Source organism: Collimonas sp. OK412, assembly GCF_900112135.1.
Lineage (GTDB): Bacteria > Pseudomonadota > Gammaproteobacteria > Burkholderiales > Burkholderiaceae_D > Collimonas > Collimonas rhizosphaerae.
The window spans coordinates 96354-115989 of sequence record NZ_FOLC01000003.1; the positions used below are offsets into that span (position 1 = coordinate 96354).

Annotated in this window: 16 protein-coding genes; 12 read left to right on the top strand and 4 right to left on the bottom strand. The window is 61.8% G+C overall.

The window, feature by feature from the left end:
- The first annotated feature begins 25 nt into the window (after window positions 1-25).
- The 6 genes from BM062_RS04520 to BM062_RS04545 all read left to right on the top strand — a co-directional run bounded on the left by BM062_RS04520 (window position 26) and on the right by BM062_RS04545 (window position 4443).
- The gene (locus tag BM062_RS04520; RefSeq protein WP_092393831.1) at window positions 26-640 is read left to right on the top strand and encodes a DUF2239 family protein; all 615 of its coding nucleotides are present in this window, start codon (window positions 26-28) and stop codon (window positions 638-640) included.
- A 65-nt stretch (window positions 641-705) separates the two neighbouring features.
- Entirely contained in the window at window positions 706-2202 is a 1497-nt protein-coding gene (locus tag BM062_RS04525; protein WP_092393834.1) for a protein adenylyltransferase SelO, read from the top strand.
- Window positions 2203-2218: 16 nt separating this feature from the next.
- Window positions 2219-2617, top strand: coding sequence for a peptide-methionine (R)-S-oxide reductase MsrB (msrB, locus tag BM062_RS04530; protein ID WP_092393837.1), 399 nt, complete (start codon window positions 2219-2221; stop codon window positions 2615-2617).
- Between the two features lie 46 nt (window positions 2618-2663).
- Complete coding sequence (locus tag BM062_RS04535) at window positions 2664-3296, top strand: septation protein A (protein WP_092393840.1); 633 nt, start codon at window positions 2664-2666, stop codon at window positions 3294-3296.
- The gene (locus BM062_RS04540) at window positions 3280-3558 is read left to right on the top strand and encodes a BolA family protein (protein ID WP_092393844.1); all 279 of its coding nucleotides are present in this window, start codon (window positions 3280-3282) and stop codon (window positions 3556-3558) included. Before BM062_RS04535 ends, BM062_RS04540 begins: the two co-directional genes overlap by 17 nt.
- A gap of 105 nt (window positions 3559-3663) precedes the next feature.
- Window positions 3664-4443, top strand: a complete 780-nt coding sequence (locus tag BM062_RS04545) for a peptidylprolyl isomerase (RefSeq protein ID WP_092393847.1) — start codon at window positions 3664-3666, stop codon at window positions 4441-4443.
- Between the two features lie 104 nt (window positions 4444-4547).
- Here BM062_RS04545 and purL read toward each other — a convergent pair whose 3' ends face one another.
- Window positions 4548-8579: a phosphoribosylformylglycinamidine synthase gene (purL, locus tag BM062_RS04550; protein WP_092393850.1), complete on the bottom strand. Its 4032-nt coding sequence runs from the start codon at window positions 8577-8579 to the stop codon at window positions 4548-4550.
- Window positions 8580-8844: 265 nt separating this feature from the next.
- Here purL and BM062_RS04555 point away from each other — a divergent pair, with 265 nt between their 5' ends.
- Complete coding sequence (locus BM062_RS04555; RefSeq protein ID WP_092393853.1) at window positions 8845-10860, top strand: acyltransferase family protein; 2016 nt, start codon at window positions 8845-8847, stop codon at window positions 10858-10860.
- Here BM062_RS04555 and BM062_RS04560 read toward each other — a convergent pair.
- Window positions 10844-11863 carry a zinc-binding alcohol dehydrogenase family protein gene (locus BM062_RS04560; RefSeq protein WP_092393856.1) on the bottom strand — a complete coding sequence of 340 codons (1020 nt, stop codon included), beginning with the start codon at window positions 11861-11863 and terminating at the stop codon, window positions 10844-10846. The two genes, BM062_RS04555 and BM062_RS04560, sit on opposite strands and share 17 nt — an antisense overlap.
- Before the next feature lie 124 nt (window positions 11864-11987).
- Between BM062_RS04560 and BM062_RS04565 the strand changes: the two genes are divergently transcribed.
- The gene (locus BM062_RS04565; RefSeq protein ID WP_175500885.1) at window positions 11988-12890 is read left to right on the top strand and encodes a LysR family transcriptional regulator; all 903 of its coding nucleotides are present in this window, start codon (window positions 11988-11990) and stop codon (window positions 12888-12890) included.
- 140 nt (window positions 12891-13030) lie between these two features.
- On the opposite strand, the gene BM062_RS04570 is transcribed toward BM062_RS04565, so the two are convergent.
- Window positions 13031-13942, bottom strand: a complete 912-nt coding sequence (locus BM062_RS04570; protein WP_092393862.1) for a LysR family transcriptional regulator — start codon at window positions 13940-13942, stop codon at window positions 13031-13033.
- A gap of 121 nt (window positions 13943-14063) precedes the next feature.
- On the opposite strand from BM062_RS04570, the gene BM062_RS04575 reads away from it, so the two are divergent.
- From BM062_RS04575 to BM062_RS04590, 4 genes are all read left to right on the top strand, one after another.
- Window positions 14064-14663, top strand: coding sequence for a short chain dehydrogenase (locus BM062_RS04575; protein ID WP_092393865.1), 600 nt, complete (start codon window positions 14064-14066; stop codon window positions 14661-14663).
- A gap of 112 nt (window positions 14664-14775) precedes the next feature.
- Window positions 14776-15978 carry a DUF2252 domain-containing protein gene (locus BM062_RS04580; protein ID WP_092393868.1) on the top strand — a complete coding sequence of 401 codons (1203 nt, stop codon included), beginning with the start codon at window positions 14776-14778 and terminating at the stop codon, window positions 15976-15978.
- Window positions 15979-16160: 182 nt separating this feature from the next.
- The gene (locus BM062_RS04585; protein WP_092393871.1) at window positions 16161-17438 is read left to right on the top strand and encodes a D-amino acid dehydrogenase; all 1278 of its coding nucleotides are present in this window, start codon (window positions 16161-16163) and stop codon (window positions 17436-17438) included.
- Window positions 17439-17525: 87 nt separating this feature from the next.
- Entirely contained in the window at window positions 17526-19031 is a 1506-nt protein-coding gene (locus tag BM062_RS04590; RefSeq protein WP_092393874.1) for an NAD(P)H-hydrate dehydratase, read from the top strand.
- A 16-nt stretch (window positions 19032-19047) separates the two neighbouring features.
- Here the strand turns inward: BM062_RS04590 and BM062_RS04595 are convergent, their stop codons facing one another.
- Complete coding sequence (locus BM062_RS04595; protein ID WP_254784935.1) at window positions 19048-19608, bottom strand: NnrU family protein; 561 nt, start codon at window positions 19606-19608, stop codon at window positions 19048-19050.
- Window positions 19609-19636: the final 28 nt, after the last annotated feature.

Sequence of the window (19636 nt, forward strand, 5' to 3'; positions counted from 1 at the left end):
CACCTAAACAGATCACGAGAATCCGATGAACCAGATTACCCCGCACCAGGTTATCGCCTTTGCCGGCGCCAACCGTATTGCTTCCGGCCAGCTGGAGCTGGTGGCGCTGAAAGCAAAAGAACTGATCGACCGGAATGACTCGGCAAGCATCTTGATCTTCGACGGCGTCACCAGCGAACAGGTCGAAATCGATTTCCGCGGCAGCGCCGAGCAGGTATTGCAGCGCCTGTCCGCTACGGAAGCCGTCGCCGCGGCAGCAGAAACAAGCGTCGACGCGCAGGAAACGGCGCGTGGCCCGGGACGTCCGAAACTGGGCGTCGTCGGCCGCGAGGTCACCCTGCTGCCGCGTCACTGGGCCTGGCTCAACCAGCAGCCGGGCGGCGCTTCGGTGGCGCTGCGCAAGCTGGTCGAAGATGCAAAACGTCGTAGCGAAGAGCGCGACCAGGTACGCAAGGCGCAAGAATACGCTTACCGTTTCATGTCAGCCATGGCCGGCAACCAGGCCAATTTTGAAGAGGCGACGCGCGCCTTTTTTGCCGGCGACCAGTCGCGCTTCGAAGAATTGAGCGAACCATGGCAGATCGACATCCGCGATCACGCCAGGACCTTGGCCGCCAGAGCCTTCGCTTCAGCCGAATAAAAACGGTAAACGGCCGCCGTGCGATACTTGGATTTTCCCTTCTTGCCATCAGGATCAATGCAGTCATGAACAACCGCCTGGCTTTCCCCGAAGCGACCGGAATCGCGCATCTACGCTTCGCCAACGCATTTGCCAGCCTGCCCGCTGCCTTTTATACAAGGCTTGCGCCGACACCGCTGCCCGCGCCCTACCTGGTCGCCGCCAGCGAACAAGCCGCGCAGCTGATCGGACTGGCGCCGCCGGCATGCGCCAGCGAGGACTTCATCCAGACGTTCTCCGGCAACCGCGCCGCCGCCGATTCACAGTCGTTGGCGGCAGTCTATTCCGGCCACCAGTTCGGCGTCTGGGCCGGGCAATTGGGAGACGGCCGCGCCATCCTGCTGGGCGACGTCGCCGCCAGCGACGGCGGGCGGCTGGAGCTGCAGCTCAAAGGATCCGGCGCAACGCCCTATTCGCGCATGGGCGACGGCCGCGCCGTGCTGCGCTCGTCGATCCGCGAATACCTGTGCTCGGAAGCCATGGCGGCGCTTGGCATCCCTACTTCGCGCGCCTTGTCGGTGATCGGTTCCGACCAGCTGGCGATGCGGGAGCGGCCCGAAACCACCGCCGTGGTGACGCGCATGGCGCCCAGCTTCGTGCGCTTCGGTTCGTTCGAGCACTGGTATTACAACAACCGCCGCGAGGAACTGAAAACCCTGGCCGACCATGTGATCGCCGGTTTTTACCCGGAACTGCAGGCGGCAAGCAATCCTTACCAGGCGCTACTGGCCGAAGTGACACGCCGCACCGCGCAGCTGATGGCGCAATGGCAGGCGGTCGGCTTCATGCACGGCGTGATGAATACCGACAACATGTCGATCCTCGGCCTGACCCTGGATTACGGCCCGTTCGGCTTCATGGAAGCCTACGACCCGGGCCATATCTGCAACCATACCGACCAGCAAGGCCGCTACGCCTACGCCAGGCAGCCGCAGATCGGCCATTGGAACTGCTTTGCCCTGGGCCAGGCGCTGTTGCCGCTGATCGGCAGCGTCGAGGAAACCGAAGCTGCGCTGGGCAACTATCAGGCCATATACGGCGCCAAGCTGGATGAATTGCTGCATGCCAAGCTGGGCCTGGCGTCGCGCCAGCCTGACGACGATAAATTGCTGGACGCCATGTTTGCCCTGATGCAGGGCAGCCACGTCGATTTCACCCTGTTTTTCCGCCGGCTCGGCAATTTGCGCCTGGACGGCAGCGGCGGCGACGAAGCCCTGCGCGACCTGTTTATCGACCGTGCGGCATTTGACGCCTGGGCGTTACAATACCGGGCGCGCCTGAAACTGGAAAACAGCCAGGACCGGAGCCGCAAGCTTGCCATGGATGCAAGCAACCCCAAATATGTGTTGCGAAACTATTTGGCGCAAACCGCTATCGAAAGAGCGCAGGAGAAAGACTTCTCGGAAGTCAGGAAACTGCAGCAGATTCTTGAAAACCCGTTTGACGAACAGCCGCAACATGCCCGGTACGCCGAATTGCCCCCTGACTGGGCGCGCGGGCTGGAAGTCAGTTGTTCGTCCTAGATTGGATTAAAACGTTATGAGCAGCAAAGTCATCAAAACCGACGCCGAATGGCGCGCCGAGCTGGAACCGATGGAATACGAAGTAACCCGCCACGCCGCCACCGAACGGGCGTTCACCGGCAAGTTCTGGGATCATCACGAGCATGGCGTCTATACCTGCGTATGCTGCAGCACGCCCTTGTTCGAATCGGACGCCAAGTTCGATTCCGGCTGCGGCTGGCCGAGCTATTTCAAGGCGATCAATCCTGACAATGTCGAAGAGCGCGTCGACCGCAGCCATGGCATGATGCGCACTGAAATTTTATGCAAGGTGTGCGACGCCCATCTCGGCCACGTATTTCCCGACGGCCCGCCGCCAACCGGCCTGCGTTACTGCATCAATTCGGCGTCGCTGCGTTTTGATCCCGCCGGCTGATGCACGCGCTGACCACCATTTATCCTGACTGAAAGCAAAAACACCCATGAAGTTCCTGTTCGACCTGTTCCCGGTAATCCTTTTTTTCGGTATCTTCAAATGGAGCGAAGGCAACGCCGATGCTGCCCAGGCACTGGTCAGCCAGTACCTGTCGGGTTTCGTGTCCGGCGGCGTGGTCACCGCCACGCAAGCGCCGGTGCTGCTGGCTACCGCGGTGGCGATCGTCGCCACGATTGCGCAAATCGGCTACCTGCTGCTGCGCCGGAAAAAAGTCGATGCGATGCTGTGGGTATCCCTGGTCATCATCTGCGTCTTCGGCGGCGCCACCATCTACTTCCATAACGAAACCTTCATCAAATGGAAGCCGACCGTCTTGTACTGGGCATTCGCGGCGGCATTGCTGATCAGCCAGGTGCTGCTCAAGAAGAACCTGATCCGCACCATGATGGAAAAGCAGATCGCCCTGCCCGACCCGATCTGGCCGCGGGTCGGCTTTGCCTGGATCGCCTTCTTCATCGCCATGGGCTGCCTGAACCTGTACATCGCCTTCAATTTCCCGACCGCTACCTGGGTCAACTTCAAGCTGTTCGGCGGCATGGGACTGATGTTTGCCTTCGTGATCGGCCAAAGCATCCTGCTCTCCAAATACATCAAGGACCCAGATGAACCCAAGACTTGATACCATTCGTAACAAATTGACAGCGGCGCTGGCGCCGTCGGAATGTATAGTTGAGGACGAATCGGCGCTGCATGTGGGACACGCCGGTGCTGCATCAGGCGGCGGACACTATAAAGTACGGATAGTTTGCGCAGTTTTTGAAGGACAAAACCGCTTAAATCGGCATAGGCTGGTGTATGATTGCTTGGCTGATATGATGCAAACTGAAATTCATGCATTGGCTATCACTGCACTGGCTCCATCTGAAACCAAAGCTGCGTAAAACATAAGTGATCTTAAAGAATAATTGCCCTTCAAACACACTTCAGTTATTCTGCCCTTGCCTCGCATTGATTTATTAACAACCTCCCCAATTTAGGATTTGATAATGACATTTAAACCTTCACGTTTACTGGTGGTACTTTTTGCAGCAGCGACTTTGCCTGTTATGGCCCAAAACCTTGCAGTCGTGAATGGTAAGGCAATCCCTTCGTCGCGCGCCGACATGATGGTCAAGCAATTGTCCGCGCAAGGCGGCCAAGCCGACACCCCGGAACTGCGCAGCATGGTCAAGGACGAACTGATCAACCGCGAAGTGCTGATCCAGGAAGCCGACAAGCTGGGCTTGGGCAATAACGCCGACGTCAAGGCGCAAGCCGACATCGCCCGCCAATCGATCCTGATCCGCGCCCTGGTTGCCGACTTCGTCAAGAAGAACCCGATCAAGGATGCCGACATCCAGGCTGAATACGACAAGTTCAAGGCGCAAGCCGGCGACAAGGAATATCACGCTCGCCATATCCTGGTTGAAAACGAAGCCGATGCAAAATCCGTCATCACCAAGCTGAAAGCCGGCGGCAAGTTTGAAGACCTGGCCAAACAATCGAAAGATCCAGGTTCGGCAGCCAACGGCGGCGACCTGGGCTGGGCGACTCCAGCTTCTTTCGTGAAGCCTTTCTCCGATGCGCTGGTGGCTTTGAAGCCTGGCCAATTGACCGAAACGCCGATCAAGACCCAGTTCGGCTACCACGTGATCAAGCTGGAAGAAGTACGCGCAGCCAAGATTCCTACTTTGGCTGAAGTCAAACCGCAAATCACTGAAGCCCTGCAACAGAAAAAACTGCAAGCTTACCAAGCTGATCTGCGCGCCAAAGCCAAGGTGCAATAAGACCCCGGCAACAGCAAAACCGCAGTAAATGAAAAAGCGCTCCTCGGAGCGCTTTTTTTATGCCCCGGCCATGCCGCGAACGGCATGGCCAGCCGGCCTGGCGATTATCCCACCCACTTGCGCGCATTGCGGAACATGCGCATCCATGGCGAATCCTCGCCCCACGAATCAGGGTGCCACGATTGCTGCACGGTGCGGAACACCCGCTCGGCGTGCGGCATGCAGACCGTGAAGCGGCCGTCCGGCGTAGTCACCGCGGTGATGCCTTGCGGCGAACCGTTCGGGTTGTACGGATAAGCTTCGCTCACCTGCCCCTTGTTGTCGACAAAGCGCATGGCGACCAGCGCTTCCTTGATATCGCCGGTTTGCGAGAAATCGGCAAAACCTTCGCCGTGGGCGATGGCGATGGCGCTTTGGGTGCCGGCCATGTCTTGCAGGAAAATCGATGGCGACGATTCCACCTGCACCATCGAGAAACGCGCCTCGAATTTTTCCGACTTGTTGCGGGTGAACTTCGGCCATGCCTGGGCGCCGGGGATGATCGCCTTCAGGTTGCTCATCATCTGGCAGCCGTTGCAGACGCCCAGCGCAAAGGTGTCGCCGCGCTGGAAGAACAGCGAGAACTGCTCCGCCAGCTTGGCGTTGAACAGGATCGTCTTGGCCCAGCCCTCGCCGGCGCCCAGCACGTCGCCGTACGAGAAACCGCCGACCGCGATGAAACCCTTGAAATCGTCGAGCCGCGCGCGGCCGGCGATGAGGTCGCTCATGTGGACGTCGACCGCGGAGAAACCGGCCTGGTGCATGACATAAGCAGTCTCTACATGCGAGTTGACGCCCTGCTCGCGCAAGATCGCCACGCGCGGCTTGGCCGCCAGGTTGAGGAAAGGCGCGGCGATATTGTCTTGCAGGTCGAACGGCACGACCGGCGTGATGCCAGGATCGGCGGCATCCAGGATGCGGTCGTATTCGGCATCGGCGCTGGCCGGATTGTCGCGCAGGCGGGCGATGCGCCAGCTGGTTTCGCTCCACAGGCGCTGCAGCGCTATGCGGGTCTGGCTGTAGATGGTCTTGGCGTCGCGGCTGAACTCGATGACGTCGCGCGTGTTCGGCTTGCCGATGATGTGGCTGCAAGCGCCGAGGTTGAAGCTGCGCAGCACGTTCATGACTTCCGACTTCTGTTCGGCGCGCACTTGCAGCACCGCGCCCAGTTCTTCGCTGAACAGCGCGCGCAAGGTCAGTTCATTGCGGCGCTCGGCCACCTGGCCGGTCCAGTTCTTGGAATCGCCCCAGTCGGCTGCGTGCTCGCTTTCCATGGTCAGGATATCGAGATTGATCGACAGGCCGCTGTGGCCGGCGAACGCCATCTCGCACAAGGAAGTGAACAGGCCGCCGTCGGAACGGTCATGGTAGGCCAGCAGTTTCTGTTCGCTGTTCAATTGCTGGATCGCGGCGAAGAAAGCCTTCAGGTCTTCCGCACTGTCGACGTCCGGCGTTTCATTGCCGATCTGCTGCATCACCTGGGTCAGCGCCGAAGCGCCCATGCGGTTCTTGCCGCGGCCGAGGTCGACCAGGATGATGGCGGTATCGCCGAGATCGGTGCGCAGCTGCGGCGTCAGCGAACGGCGCACATCGCTCACCGGCGCGAATGCGGAGACGATCAGCGACACCGGTGAGGTCACCGCCTTGGCCTGGCCGTCGTCATTCCAGGTAGTGCGCATCGACAGCGAATCCTTGCCGACCGGGATGCTGATGCCCAGCGCCGGGCACAACTCCATGCCGATCGCCTTGACGGTATCGAACAAGGCGGCGTCCTGGCCTGGCTGGCCGCAGGCAGCCATCCAGTTGGCGGACAGCTTGACGTCGGAAATATCGGCAATCGCCGCGGCAGCGATGTTGGTCAAGGCTTCGCCGACCGCCATGCGGCCCGATGCGGCGGCATTGATGACCGCCAGCGGCGTACGCTCGCCCATCGCCATCGCTTCGCCCAGGTAGCCCTCGAAACTCATGCTGGTGACCGCGCAGTCGGCGACCGGGATCTGCCATGGGCCGACCATCTGGTCGCGCACCGAAGTCGCGCCCACGGTACGGTCGCCGATGGTAATCAGGAAGGATTTGTCGGCCACCGTCGGCAGCTTCAGCACGCGCTGCGAGACTTCCAGCAGGTCCATGCCGGTCAGGTCGACCGCCGGCAAGGTCGGATTCAAGCGAATGACGTCGCGCTGCATCTTGGGCGGCTTGCCGAGCAGGACGTCCATCGGCATGTCGACCGGATTGCTCATTTGACTATCACTGTGCTGCGGATCGATCACCTTCAGCTGGCGCTCTTCGGTAGCCGTGCCGACCACCGCGAACAGGCAGCGCTCGCGCTGGCAGAAATACTCGAACAGCGGCAGGCTTTCCGGCGCGATCGCCAGCACATAGCGTTCCTGCGATTCATTGCTCCAGATTTCCTTGGGCGCCATGCCGCTTTCTTCCAGCGGTACTTTGCGCAAATCGAAAATCGCGCCGCGCTTGGCGTCGTTGGTGATTTCCGGGAAAGCGTTGGACAAGCCGCCGGCGCCGACGTCATGGATCGACAGGATAGGATTCTTGTCGTCCATGGCCCAGCAGGCGTTGATCACTTCCTGGGCGCGCCGTTCCATTTCTGGATTGCCACGCTGGACCGAATCGAAATCGAGGTCGGCGGTATTCGAACCGGTGGCCATCGACGATGCCGCGCTGCCGCCCATGCCGATGCGCATGCCGGGACCGCCCAGCTGGATCAGCAGGCTGCCGACCGGCAGTTCGTTCTTCTTGGTGTGCTTGTCGGAGATGCTGCCGATGCCGCCGGCGATCATGATCGGCTTGTGGTAACCCTGCACATTGCCGCCGACGTTCTGTTCGTAGGTGCGGAAATAACCGCCCAGGTTGGGCCGGCCGAATTCATTGTTGAACGCAGCGCCGCCAAGCGGACCGTCGATCATGATCTGCAAGGCCGAAGCGATGCGCTCCGGCTTGCCGTACTGGCTTGCATCCGACTGGCCGGCAGCGGTGGCGTCGCTGGCACTGACGTCAGCTGAATTCTCCCAAGCTTGCTGCGCATCCGGCAGCAGCAGGTTGGATACGGTGAAACCGGTCAAGCCAGCTTTCGGCTTGGCGCCGCGGCCGGTTGCGCCCTCGTCGCGGATCTCGCCGCCGGCGCCGGTGGAGGCGCCGGGAAACGGCGAAATCGCGGTCGGATGGTTATGCGTTTCGACTTTCATCAGGATGTGCGTCAGCTCATCCGAAGCACGATAGGTATTGCCTTCCGCCGCGCCGCGCGCGTAGAAGCGCGACACGGTGGCGCCTTCGATGATCGAGGAATTGTCGCTATAGGCGACGATCGTGCCTTTCGGCTGCAGCTGGTGGGTGTTCTTGATCATCGCGAACAATGACTTGTCCTGCGCTGCGCCGTCGATAACCCAGTCGGCGTTGAAAATCTTGTGGCGGCAATGTTCGCTGTTGGCTTGCGCGAACATCATCAGCTCGACATCGGTCGGATTGCGCTTGGCGCTGGTGAAGGCGGCCAGCAGGTAATCTATTTCATCGTCCGACAGCGCCAGGCCCAGCTCGCTGTTGGCCTGTTCCAGGGCGCCCTTGCCGCCCGCCAGCAAGTCCACGAACGCCAGAGGCTTGGCATCCAGTTCGCGGAACAGGCCGGCCGCCTGTTCGGCGCTGCGCAAGACGGTTTCCGTCATGCGGTCGTGCAGCACGTCGGCGATGGCGCGCACGCTGTCGTCGCTGAGTTTCTTGGCGCCGCCCAGCAAGCCGCTCTTCAGTTTCACCTGGTAGGCAATGCCGCGTTCGATGCGCTTGATATGCGCCATGCCGCAGTTATGGGCGATGTCGGTGGCCTTGCTGGCCCATGGCGAGATGGTGCCGAACCGCGGAATCACGATGAATTCTTCGCCGCCTTCGCCTGCAGTGAATGGATCGCCATAGGTCAGCAAGGCGTTCAGGCGGCCGATATCGTCCTGGCTGAGCACGGTCGAGGCATCGACAAAATGGTCAAAACGCCCGGTCACTTCGACGACATTGCTGTCGATCGCTTGTAACTGGGCTAGAAGACGTTGGGAACGGAAGGCAGGCAGAGCGTTGGAACCGGGCAAAATCAACATGGCGAGGAGGGAGTTGATGCAGCGTTGCTGCGGGTTAAATCAGAAGCCGCCATTATACAGTGCCGGCCCGCCCAGCGCCCCAGGGTTGATGACAAAATCACCTTGCCGCCAAACCGGACAAAAGCCGCGGCGAGCGCATAACTCGTTGTTTTAATTAAAACTCGCTGAAGCGAGATAGGCAAAAAGAATAAAAAATCGGCCAGGACAAGGCAGGCTACCCATTCATGTTAATCTTTTACCAATTACAATCCATCTACTCCGCACGATGCCCCACCCCTCTCCAGCCTACATTCCTGCAATCGACGGCCTGCGCGCCATCGCCGTGCTCTCCGTCATCATCTTTCACGCCAACTTCCTAGGCATTCTTCCTGGCGGCTTCACCGGCGTCGACATGTTCTTCGTGATCTCCGGTTATGTCATCAGCCAATCCCTTTCCGAGCGTTTCGAGCGGGCCGACTTGGGATTTGCCGATTATCTGAAGGATTTTTATCGCAGGCGTTTCCTGCGCATCCTGCCTGCGCTCCTGGTTGTCCTGTTTGCCAGCTTCCTGGCATCGGCGATGTTCATGCCGCAATTCTGGCTTAGCGAGCTGATGAACCGCACTGGACTTGCGGCCTTCTTTGGATTCAGCAATTTCGTGCTGGCCTGGAACACGGACACTTATTTTTCACCGAGCGCCGAGCTCAATCCCTACCTGCATACCTGGTCGCTGGCCGTGGAGGAGCAGTTCTATGTCATCTTTCCCGCGATTTATTTCGTGTGGCTTCGATATAGGAAACAGACCACGATGGTGTGGGCTATTCTGCCGGTCCTGGCCCTGGCTTCGCTGGCGATCAGCGCCTTCCAGACACGCGCCGAGCCGCTCTCAGCCTTTTACCTGCTGCCAAGCCGGTTCTGGGAATTGGCGGCGGGCGCCATGCTCTTCCAAGTCATCGGCGCAAGGCGCTTTTCAGCACGCCCCAGATGGCTGGCCCACGTCTTGCTGCCGGCCGGCCTCGCGCTCGTCATGGCGGGGTTTCTTTTCGCCGGGCGCAATCAGTTCCCCTTCCCCTGGGCGCTGGCAACGGTGTCAGGCTCGCTGCTGATGATCGCGGCGCTGGTGCTGCGGGCCGAAGGTCCCTTCTCCCCGCTGCAGCGCCTGCTGCAATCGCCGTTGGCGACCTATATTGGCCGGCTGTCCTATTCGCTCTACCTCTGGCATTGGCCGGTCGCCGTGTTCTTGCGCTGGACAACGGGGCTGGAGCACCTCGCCGTCCAGCTCCTCTATCCCGTGATTGTCGTAGCGCTCGCCGCCGCCTCCTATCACTGGATCGAGACGCCGATCCGCAGCGGCAAGTCGCTTTTGCAGCGCCGCGCGTGGGTCGCATTCGCGTCAAGCTTCATGGCGCTCGGCCTGTTCTCATGGACCGCGCTGTGGATCTCGGACAACCCTGACCGCCTGTCACTCAGCCAGACACGCGACACCTACACCTGGTATGCGTACCGGCATTTTCCTCGGGAGGAAATCAGCAAGATCGATGATCCGCAGGTGGAGGGGCGCCAGCTGTTCGTCATCGGCGACTCGCATACCGCCGCCTATCGCACCATGCTGAAGATCGTATCGCTGAAACTCGGCATCAAGGTGCTGGAATACGAACAGGGCGGTTGTGGCGTGGTCACGCTGATCGGTCCCGATCCGGCCAAGTGTGCCCAGCGCCGGGAAACCGACCTGAAAGCCATCGAGGCCCAGGCAAAACCGGGCGACATCGTCTTCCTTGCCTCTCTCAGGATGCCCGAACTCGACGGCCGCGAGTGGCAACGCGGCGAGAATGCCGTCGTCAATGAAGCGCTGGCCGAGCTGACACCTTCGATGAACGAAGGCGCCCGAAGCTCCGCCGCAGCCATCCTCGCGGGGTTGGAAGCAGCGCAAGTGCAGGTCCTGATCGACGCGCCCAAACCCTTGTTCAAGGCGCCGCCCAACCGCTGCTCGGACTGGTTCAACAAGATGAACCCAGTTTGCGCTCCCGGCCTGACGATGGAACGCGTCCAGCTCGAACGCCTGCGTGCCCCGCAGATGCAACTCCTGGACTTGCTGCAACGGGAACATCCCGGCCTGACTGTCTGGGACCCGTTGCCGCTGCTCTGCCCCGGCGCTACCTGCTCGGCCTACGACGATCGCGGCAAGCCGCTCTATTTCGACTCCAATCATCTCAGCGGCCACGGCAATCGTGTGCTTACATCCTCATTCACAGAAAGCCTGCTGTCGATCTGGAGGAACCTCGCGTTCAAGAAAAATCCTTGAGCACGATCTTGCCGATCGCGCGCCCGCCTTCCAGCGTGGCATGGGCCTGGCGCAGGTTGGCCGCATTAATCGGCGACAAAACCTGGTTCACCGTGGTGACAATCACCTGGTTGTCGATCAGGCGCGCCACCTGGTCCAGCAGGTTGCCTTGCTGCTGCATGTCGGCGGTCTGGAACATCGAGCGGGTGAACATGAATTCCCAGATGAAGCCGGCGCTCTTGGCTTTCAGCAGGCTGACGTCGAGCGGCGCAGCGTTTTCGACGATGGTGCAGATCATCCCCTGCGGCGCTACCGCTGCTGCCGCTGCCGGGAAATGGCGGTCGGTGTCGTTCAGGATCAGCACATAGTCGACGTTGTCGAAACCTTCCTGCTTGAGCTGCGCCGGCAGGTCGCCGAAATGGTTGATGACATGCTGCGCGCCCAGCTCGCGCACCCATTTTTCCGACTCAGGCCGCGATGCCGTGGCGATCACCTTCAAGCCGGCGACCTTGACCGCCAGCTGGATCGCAATCGAACCGACGCCGCCGGCGCCGCCTATGATCAGGATGGATTTGGCCGACGCCGTCGCCGCGGGCGGCACATGCAGGCGCTCGAACAACGCTTCCCAGGCGGTGATCGTGGTCAGCGGCAAGGCGGCGGCCTGCTCGAATGACAGCGATTGCGGCATATGGCCGACGATGCGCTCGTCGACCAGCTGGAATTCGCTGTTGCTGCCGGGGCGGGTGATGTCGCCCGCATAAAACACCCTGTCGCCAGCCTTGAAACCGCTGACCTCGGGTCCGACCACCTGCACCACGCCGGCGGCATCCCAGCCCAGCACGCGCGGCGCTTTTTCGATGGCGTCCTTGGGCGCCCGCACTTTGACGTCGACCGGATTGACGCCGATGGCCTTGACTTCGACCAGGATGTCGCGGCCTTGCGGCGTCGGCTTGTCGAGCTGGACGTCGACCAGCGATTCGGGGTTCTCGATGGGCAGGTATCGGGTTAAGGCGATGGCTTTCATTTGCGGGCTCCTGAGGATAAACACAGATTCACGATCAATCCGATCGAATGAGAGCCATTATGATAATGTTGAATTATTTTATAAATAGCCTTGGATTTGATTCACTTTCAATCCATATTTGATAATGTATTCGACCACCGACCTCCAGCTTTTCATTCACACCGCCGATCTCGGCAGCCTGTCGAACGCGGCGCGCCAGCTCGACCTGCTGCCGGCCACCGCCAGCGCCAGCCTGAAGCGGCTGGAGCAGCAGCTCAACACCAGGCTGTTCGTGCGCTCGACCCGCAGCATGCGGCTGACGCCGGAAGGGACCCTGTTCCTGGAATACAGCCGGCAGGCGCTGGCGCTGCTGCAGGAAGGCCAGGCCCTGCTCACCGCCGGCGGCCCGGTCAGCGGTCATTTACGGCTGTCGATGCCGTCCGATGTCGGGCGCAATGTACTGCTGCCGTGGCTGGACGCCTTCCAGGACAATCATCCGCAAGTGACCCTGTCGCTGCAATTTTCCGACCGCGTGGTGGACCTGTTCCGCGATCCGGTGGATGTGGCTTTTCGCTACGGCCCGCTGGACGACTCGACCCTGGTGTCGCAGATCCTCGCGCCCAGCCGCCGGGTGGCCGTGGCGGCGCCCTCCTACCTGGCAAAACACGGCCGGCCCAGCGTGCCGAAGGACCTGGCCAGCCATAATTGCCTGCTGTACTACCTGCAGCACGGCTTGTTCAACAACTGGCGCTTCTACACCGGCAAGACCGCGGTCGACGTCAAGGTGCGCGGCGACCGCATGACCGACGACGCCGCCATCGCCAGGACCTGGGCGGTCGCAGGCGTAGGCATCGCCTACAAGTCCTGGCTGGACGTGCGGCAGGATGTAGCCGACGGCCGCCTGGAAATCATCCTGGAACAGTTCACCGGCGAAGAAACACCGCTCAGCATGGTGTATCCGCATCGCAGCAGCATGTCGCCGTCGCTGCGCGCTTTGCTGGCATTCTTGCGTGCGCAGTTTGCCGCGCTAGGGGCCGTTAGGGAATAAGTTGGATATTTGGGCGGTCATAGCTGGATGCGAAGCAAGGCAGACGACGCGCCGCAGTGCGAGCACTGCAAGCGGCGGCTAACGCAGCGGCGCGCCGGCTACGGCCAGCGCAAATGTTCAACTTATTCCCTGACGGCCCCTTAATCCGGCGCCGTGAACGATCCGGCGTCCCGGCCGAAATGTTCGACCACGAATTCGATGAACGACGTCAGTTTGGGCGTCATCTTGCGGTTCGAGGCCACCACGATGTGCATGGCGCGGTGTTCCAGCTCATAGCCAACCAGCAAGCGCCGCAGCCGTCCCGCGGCAATTTCCCCGCACAGCAAGGCTTCCGGCTGCATGATGATGCCAATGCCGTTGAGGGCGGCGGTGCGTAGCGCCAGGCCGTTGTTGGCGCGGAAATTGCCGTGCACTTCCACCTCCTGCTCCACGCCGTCCTTGGAAAAGCGCCAGCGGTTGTAATGGTTGCCGTGCACGAAGCTCATGCAATTGTGATCGCGCAATTGCTGCGGAGTCTGCGGCGTGCCGCAACGCGCGAGGTATTCCGGCGCCGCGCAAACCAGCGCCCGATATGGCTGCAAGGGGCGCGCGACCAGGGTCGAATCGGGCAGCGCGCCGATCCGGATCGCCACCTCGAACCCCTCCTCCACCAGGTCGACCACGCGGTCGTTCAGGGACAGGTCGAGTTCGACATCCGGGTAACGTTCCAGGTAGGCGCGCACCACGGCGGCCAGCATCTGGCCGCCGAAAGTGGCCGGCGCCGTCACCCGCAGCACGCCGCGCGGCAGCAGCTGCATCTGCTTGACCGAAGCGTCGGCCGCTTCGATTTCCAGCAAGGCCTGCTTGCAGCGCTCAAAGTACAGCTGGCCGATCTCGGTCAGGCTTTGGCGGCGCGTGGTGCGGTTCAACAGGCGCACGCCGAGCTGCTCCTCCAGCTGGCGCACGTGCTTGCCCACCATGGTGGGCGAAATCCGTGCTTCTTCCGCTGCCGCCGAAAACCCGCCTTTTTCAACCACGCGGACGAAAATCTGCATGCTGGTCAGTCTGTCCATATTTCTTATTGCGCACCAATGGTTTTAAGTAATATGAATATTACGCTGTTTATCTACCACAAAGAAGCAATCACAATGAACGCTGGATCTCCTTCCTTACCCACTTTTTACGGAGCACATCATGAAAATCGCAGTTATCGGCGCCACAGGCACCATCGGCAAGGCAGTCGTCAAACAACTGGCCGGCCGCCATGAAATCATCCAGGTCGGCAACAGCAGCGGCCAATTCCAGGTCGACATCACCGACATCCGCAGCGTCGAAGGCTTGTTCGCGCAGATCGGCAAGATCGATGCGATCGTCTCCACCGCCGGCAAACTGCATTTCGGCCCGCTGCAGGAACTGACGCCCGAGAAATTCGAAGTCGGCCTGCGCGACAAGCTGATGGGTCAGATCAACCTGGCGCTGGTGGCGCAGCACCACCTGAACGACGGCGGTTCGATCACGCTCACCAGCGGCATTCTCAGCGACGAACCTATCCTGCAAGGCGTCAACGCCAGCACGGTCAATGCGGCGCTGGACGGTTTTGTGCGCGCCGCCGCGATCGAACTCAAGCGCGGCATCCGCATCAATGTCGTCAATCCGACGGTGCTGGAAGAATCGCTGCCTGTCTACGGCCCGTTCTTCTATGGTTTCGAGGCGGCCCCGGCAAGCCGCGTGGCCCAGGCATACAGCCGCAGCGTCGAAGGCGCACAGACCGGGCGCGTGTACCGGGTCTGGTAAACCAGGACTGCCTCTGAGGAAGCCGCATCGTTCTTGTCAGCATTTTGTCAAGATGATGCAGTAAGATTGGCACTGCTCCAAAGCAACCGATCCCATCCTCAAGAGGCGTGCCATGGTGAATGTAGTAAAACGCATCCAGGAATACAACGCAGGCCGCGATCCGCAGCGGCTGCAGCTGAAATACAAGAATATCCGCAACGATCCGTTCACTTTCCTGCGCGGGACCTGCCACTTGTTCTATGAGCGCCTGCCGCGAAGCGGCGTGATGCGTTCTGCGCCGCTGGCCTGGATCTGCGGCGACCTGCACCTGGAAAATTTCGGCAGCTACAAGGGCGACAACCGCCTGGCTTATTTCGACCTCAACGATTTCGATGAAGCCGCGCTGGCGCCGGTCAGCTGGGAACTGGTGCGGCTGCTGACCAGCGTGCTGATTGCGGCCGATGCCGCGCCCAACGGCGCCGCCGATAGCCGGATCCTGTGCCGCAGCTTCATCGACGCCTACGGCGCCGCCTTGACGCTGGGTAAACCGCGCTGGGTCGAGCGCGATACCGCGCAAGGCATGGTCGGCGATTTGCTGAACAGCTTGCGCGGCCGGCAGCGCGCCGATTACCTGAATGCCCGCACGGTACGCAAAGGCAAGCTGCGCGTACTGAACACGGATGGCAAGAAAGCGCTGCCGGCTTCAGACAAGCAACGCGCCAAAGTCACTGCATTCATGAAGCGCTTCGCCGCCGAACAGCCCAATCCGGATTTCTACAAGGTGCTGGATGTGGCGCGCCGCATCGCCGGCACCGGCAGCCTGGGCGTCGACCGCTACACCATCCTGGTGCAGGGCAAGGGTTCGCCGGACGGCAACTACCTGCTTGATTTGAAGCAGGCGCTGCCCTCATCGTTGGCGCCTTACCTGAAGGCGGCCCAACCCAGATGGAAGAACCAGGCGCAGCGCGTGGTGTCGCTGCAGCGGCGCTGCCAGGCGGTGTCGATGGCGTTCCTGCAGCCGGTCATGCTGGGCAAGACCGCTTATGTGCTGCGCGGGCTGCAACCCAGCGAAGACCGGGTCGCGCTCAAGCAGCCGCGCCACACGCTGGCCGAAATCCAGCAAGTCATGACAGTCATGGGCAATATCGTCGCCTGGGCGCAATTGCGCAGCTCCGGCCGCCAGGGATCGGCGATTGCCGATGAGCTGATCGCTTTCGGAGAAGGCAAGAAATGGAAAAAGCAGTTGCTGGATGCGGCCCAGGATTGCGCGGCGCAAGTACGCAAGGATTGGCAGACCTACAGCAAGGCCTATGACGCCGGCGCATTTAAGTTATAGCCACGTTGGGCGGCCGCTGGTTCAAGTGCACATTTGAACAAACATGGGGCGCCATGCCCCGCCCCTGCCTGAGTTAACCAAACCGCCGGCGACGAGGTAATTGTGCATTCTGCTGTCCTGTCATCAAGTAATTCAAGGTATGATTCTGGTCGGCTGCAACGCGTCGTGCCGCGCAGAACCCCTTGAGAACAATAGTGATACAGCAGCAGACACAGAAACAAATCGTGGTTATCGGCGGCGGCGTGATGGGAGTCTGCAGCGCTTATTTTCTGGCCGAAGCCGGGCACCAGGTTGCCGTAGTCGAACAACGCAGCAATGTCGCGGAGCAGTCGACGCTGGGCAATTCCGGCATCTTGTCGGCCGGCGCCGCGCTACCGTGGGCAGTGCCGGGCATGCGCCGCAAGATCCTCTCCGGCATGTTCAACCAGGAAGCGCCGAACGTGCTCAACGCCCGCTTCAGCCCTGCGCTGTGGCGCTGGATGCGGCGCTGGATGGCGGAATCGGATATCCAGCGCTTTCGCTCCCACGCCCGCCAGATGCAAAGACTGGCTTCCTACAGCCAGGATTTGCTGGAGCAGATACAACAGCATTTCCAGCTCGACTTTGAGCAGAGCCCGGGCTTGCTGCGCCTGTTTCGCAGTGAAGCCGAACTGGCGGCGCTGGCTCCCGCCCGCGAGCTGCTGGCCGAATGCGGCGTAGCGCACCAGCTGCTTGACGAGGCTGCCGTGCGGCTGCAGGAACCGGCCCTGGCCGGCGCCGGCAAGCTGGCCGGCGGCTTGTATTTCCCCGACCTCGGCGCCGGCAATTGCACCCTGTTTACCAAGCAGTTGAAAGCCATCCTGCAAGGACTGGGAGTACAGTTTCATTTCGACAGCAAAGTCTCCGCCGTCGCACCGCAAGGCGCGCAAGTCGCTCTGCATATCGACGGCAACGTGCTGTTGGCCGACGCCGTGGTGTGCGCCGCCGGCGGCGCCAGCGCGGAGCTGCTGAAGCCGCTCGGCCTGCGCTTGCCGCTGCACGCGATCAAGACTTACACCGCTACCGCCACCGTAAAGAACTACGACGTCGCGCCGCAGACGGCAGTGCTGGACGGCAGTTACCAGGTCACCATGGCGCGCATCGGCGATCGTATCCGACTGGCAGGGATTGCCGAGTTCGGCGCCCAGGACATGTCGTTCGACGACAAGGCCATGCGTACACTGCTGAAAGTGGCGCAGGACTGGTTCCCCGATGCCGCCAATTTCAACAGCGCCAGTTTCTGGTGCGGCCATACGCCGATGCTGGCTGACGAGGTACCGCTCATCGGCCATACCGGCGCCAGCAACGTATTTGTCAATATCGGGCACGGCGGTTCGGGCTGGAGCATGGCGCTAGGCGCCGCCAAGGTGCTGGCCGACCAGATCAGCGGGCTAGTACCCGAGGTTGACCTGGACGGATTGACTGTCGCGCGCTATCGCTGACAAAAACGGTCAGCCGAAGGCGGCGTTTCTTTTGCTATATGCTGGAAGCTCCAGGCTGCCCTGGCTCCTGCTAACGGACAACACACCATGAGCGCCATCTATCCCGTCGCCGACATCCGCAAAATCGAACAGTCCGCCTTGCGCGCGCTGCCGCCGTACAGCCTGATGCAACGCGCCGGCCAGGCGGCGGCGCAAGCGGCCTTGCGCATGCTCCCGGGCCCGCCCCATACATCCACGATCCTGGTCCTGGCAGGCCCCGGCAACAACGGCGGCGACGCCCTGGAAGCCGGCGCTGTCCTGGCCAAGGCCGGCGCCGAAGTGGTGGTGCTGCTCAAAGCCGCACCGTCGCAACTGCCTGCTGACGCCTCCCAGGCGCTGGTCCGCGCCCAGCGGCACGGCGTGCACCTGATGCCGCCGGAGCAGTTTGCCGAGATCGACAGCAACCAATGGTCGCTGGTGATCGACGGCCTGTTCGGCATCGGCCTGAGCCGGGCGCTGGATGGCGGCTGGCGCGGCCTGGTGCAAGCCGTCAACGCCATGGCCTGTCCGGTGCTGGCGCTGGACGTGCCGAGCGGCCTGGATGCCGATACCGGCACCGTGGTGGGCGGCACGGCCGGCATCGCTGTCAAGGCCAGCCACACCGTCACGTTCATCGCCGACAAAGCCGGCCTGCACACTGGCGACGGTCCCGATTACGCCGGCCAGGTCGAAGTAGCGGCGCTGGCCATCGCAGACAGCCATTTCCCCGCGCCGCACATGTGGCTGAGCCAGCCGAGCCTGTTCAGCGACTACCTGCGGCCGCGCCGGCGCAATTCGCACAAAGGCAGTTTTGGCGATGTCGCCGTGATAGGCGGCGCCGCGGGAATGGCCGGCGCGCCGATCCTGGCGGCGCGCGCCGCCGCCAAGTGCGGCGCCGGACGGGTGTTTGTCGGCTACCCTGAAAACCCGCCGGCCTACGACAGCGCGCAGCCGGAACTCATGTGCCGCCTCGCCGCCGACCTCGATTTTTCATCGGCGGTGCTGGTGGTCGGCCCCGGCCTCGGCATGGCCGATACCGCGCTGGCCTTGCTCGGCCGTGCGCTCGATGCGCTCAGCTGGCTGGTGCTGGACGCCGACGCCTTGAACCTGCTGGCGCGCCAGCCGCAGCTGCAAACCCAGGCAGCGCAACGCCAGCACGCCGTGCTGATGACGCCGCATCCGCTGGAAGCCGCGCGCCTGCTGGGTGTCAGCACCAGCGACGTCCAGGTCGACCGTGTCGCCGCCGCCCGCACCCTGGCAAGCCGCTTCAATGCGGTAGTCGTGCTGAAAGGCGCCGGCAGCGTCATCGCCCGCGCCGATGGCGCAGCGGTAGTCAACTCGACCGGCAACCCTGCCCTGGCCACCGCCGGCAGCGGCGACGTCCTGTCGGGCATTTGCGGCGCCTTGCTGGCGCAAGGCTGGCCGCAATGGGAAGCGGCGCTGGCGGCCGTATGGCTGCACGGCCGCGCCGCCGATCAGCTGGTAGCGCAAGGCATCGGGCCAATCGGCTTGAGCGCCAGCGAACTGATCCCGGAAGCCAGGCTGGTGCTGAACCAGCTGCTGCAAGAGCGCTGACCGGCCGGACCGGCCGTCATGCTCCCCAGGGAACCACCGCCACGCCCATCAGCCGGCGATGGAACGTCATCACCAGCAAAGCCAGCAGCAAGCCTGAGATACAGGCAATCACATCGAATTTCAGCGCCGGCGTAAACGGCTTGTAGCTCTGGCGGCGGATCACGGAAAACAGGCCGACCACGGCATAAGCCAGGAACGCGGAAAACAGCAGCGTGGCTTTGGCATGCCCGTTCGCCAGCAAATGCACCAAGGCCCAGATCGTCAGGCCAAGCAGCATCGGGTGCCTGACCCAGGCCCGGATATGGCTTTTCATGTTGGCCGCGGCTAACAAAATGAAACTGACAACCATCGCCAGCGGCGCGGCATGGATTGCGCCGACAGAAGATGCGAACAGTTGCGGCCCGGCCGGCGCCCTGGCGTATCCGGCCACTACCAGGACCAGCCCCAGTGCGGCCAGCAAGGCGAACAGGCCTTTGTAGCGGTTTTCACCGAAAACGCCGACCAACTGCGCTTTCAGGGGCGGGACAACGGGAATCAGATGGATGCCGATAAAGAGCAGCAGCCCCAGGCTAAGCATTTCCAAAATCATTCTCCTTCCATGACAA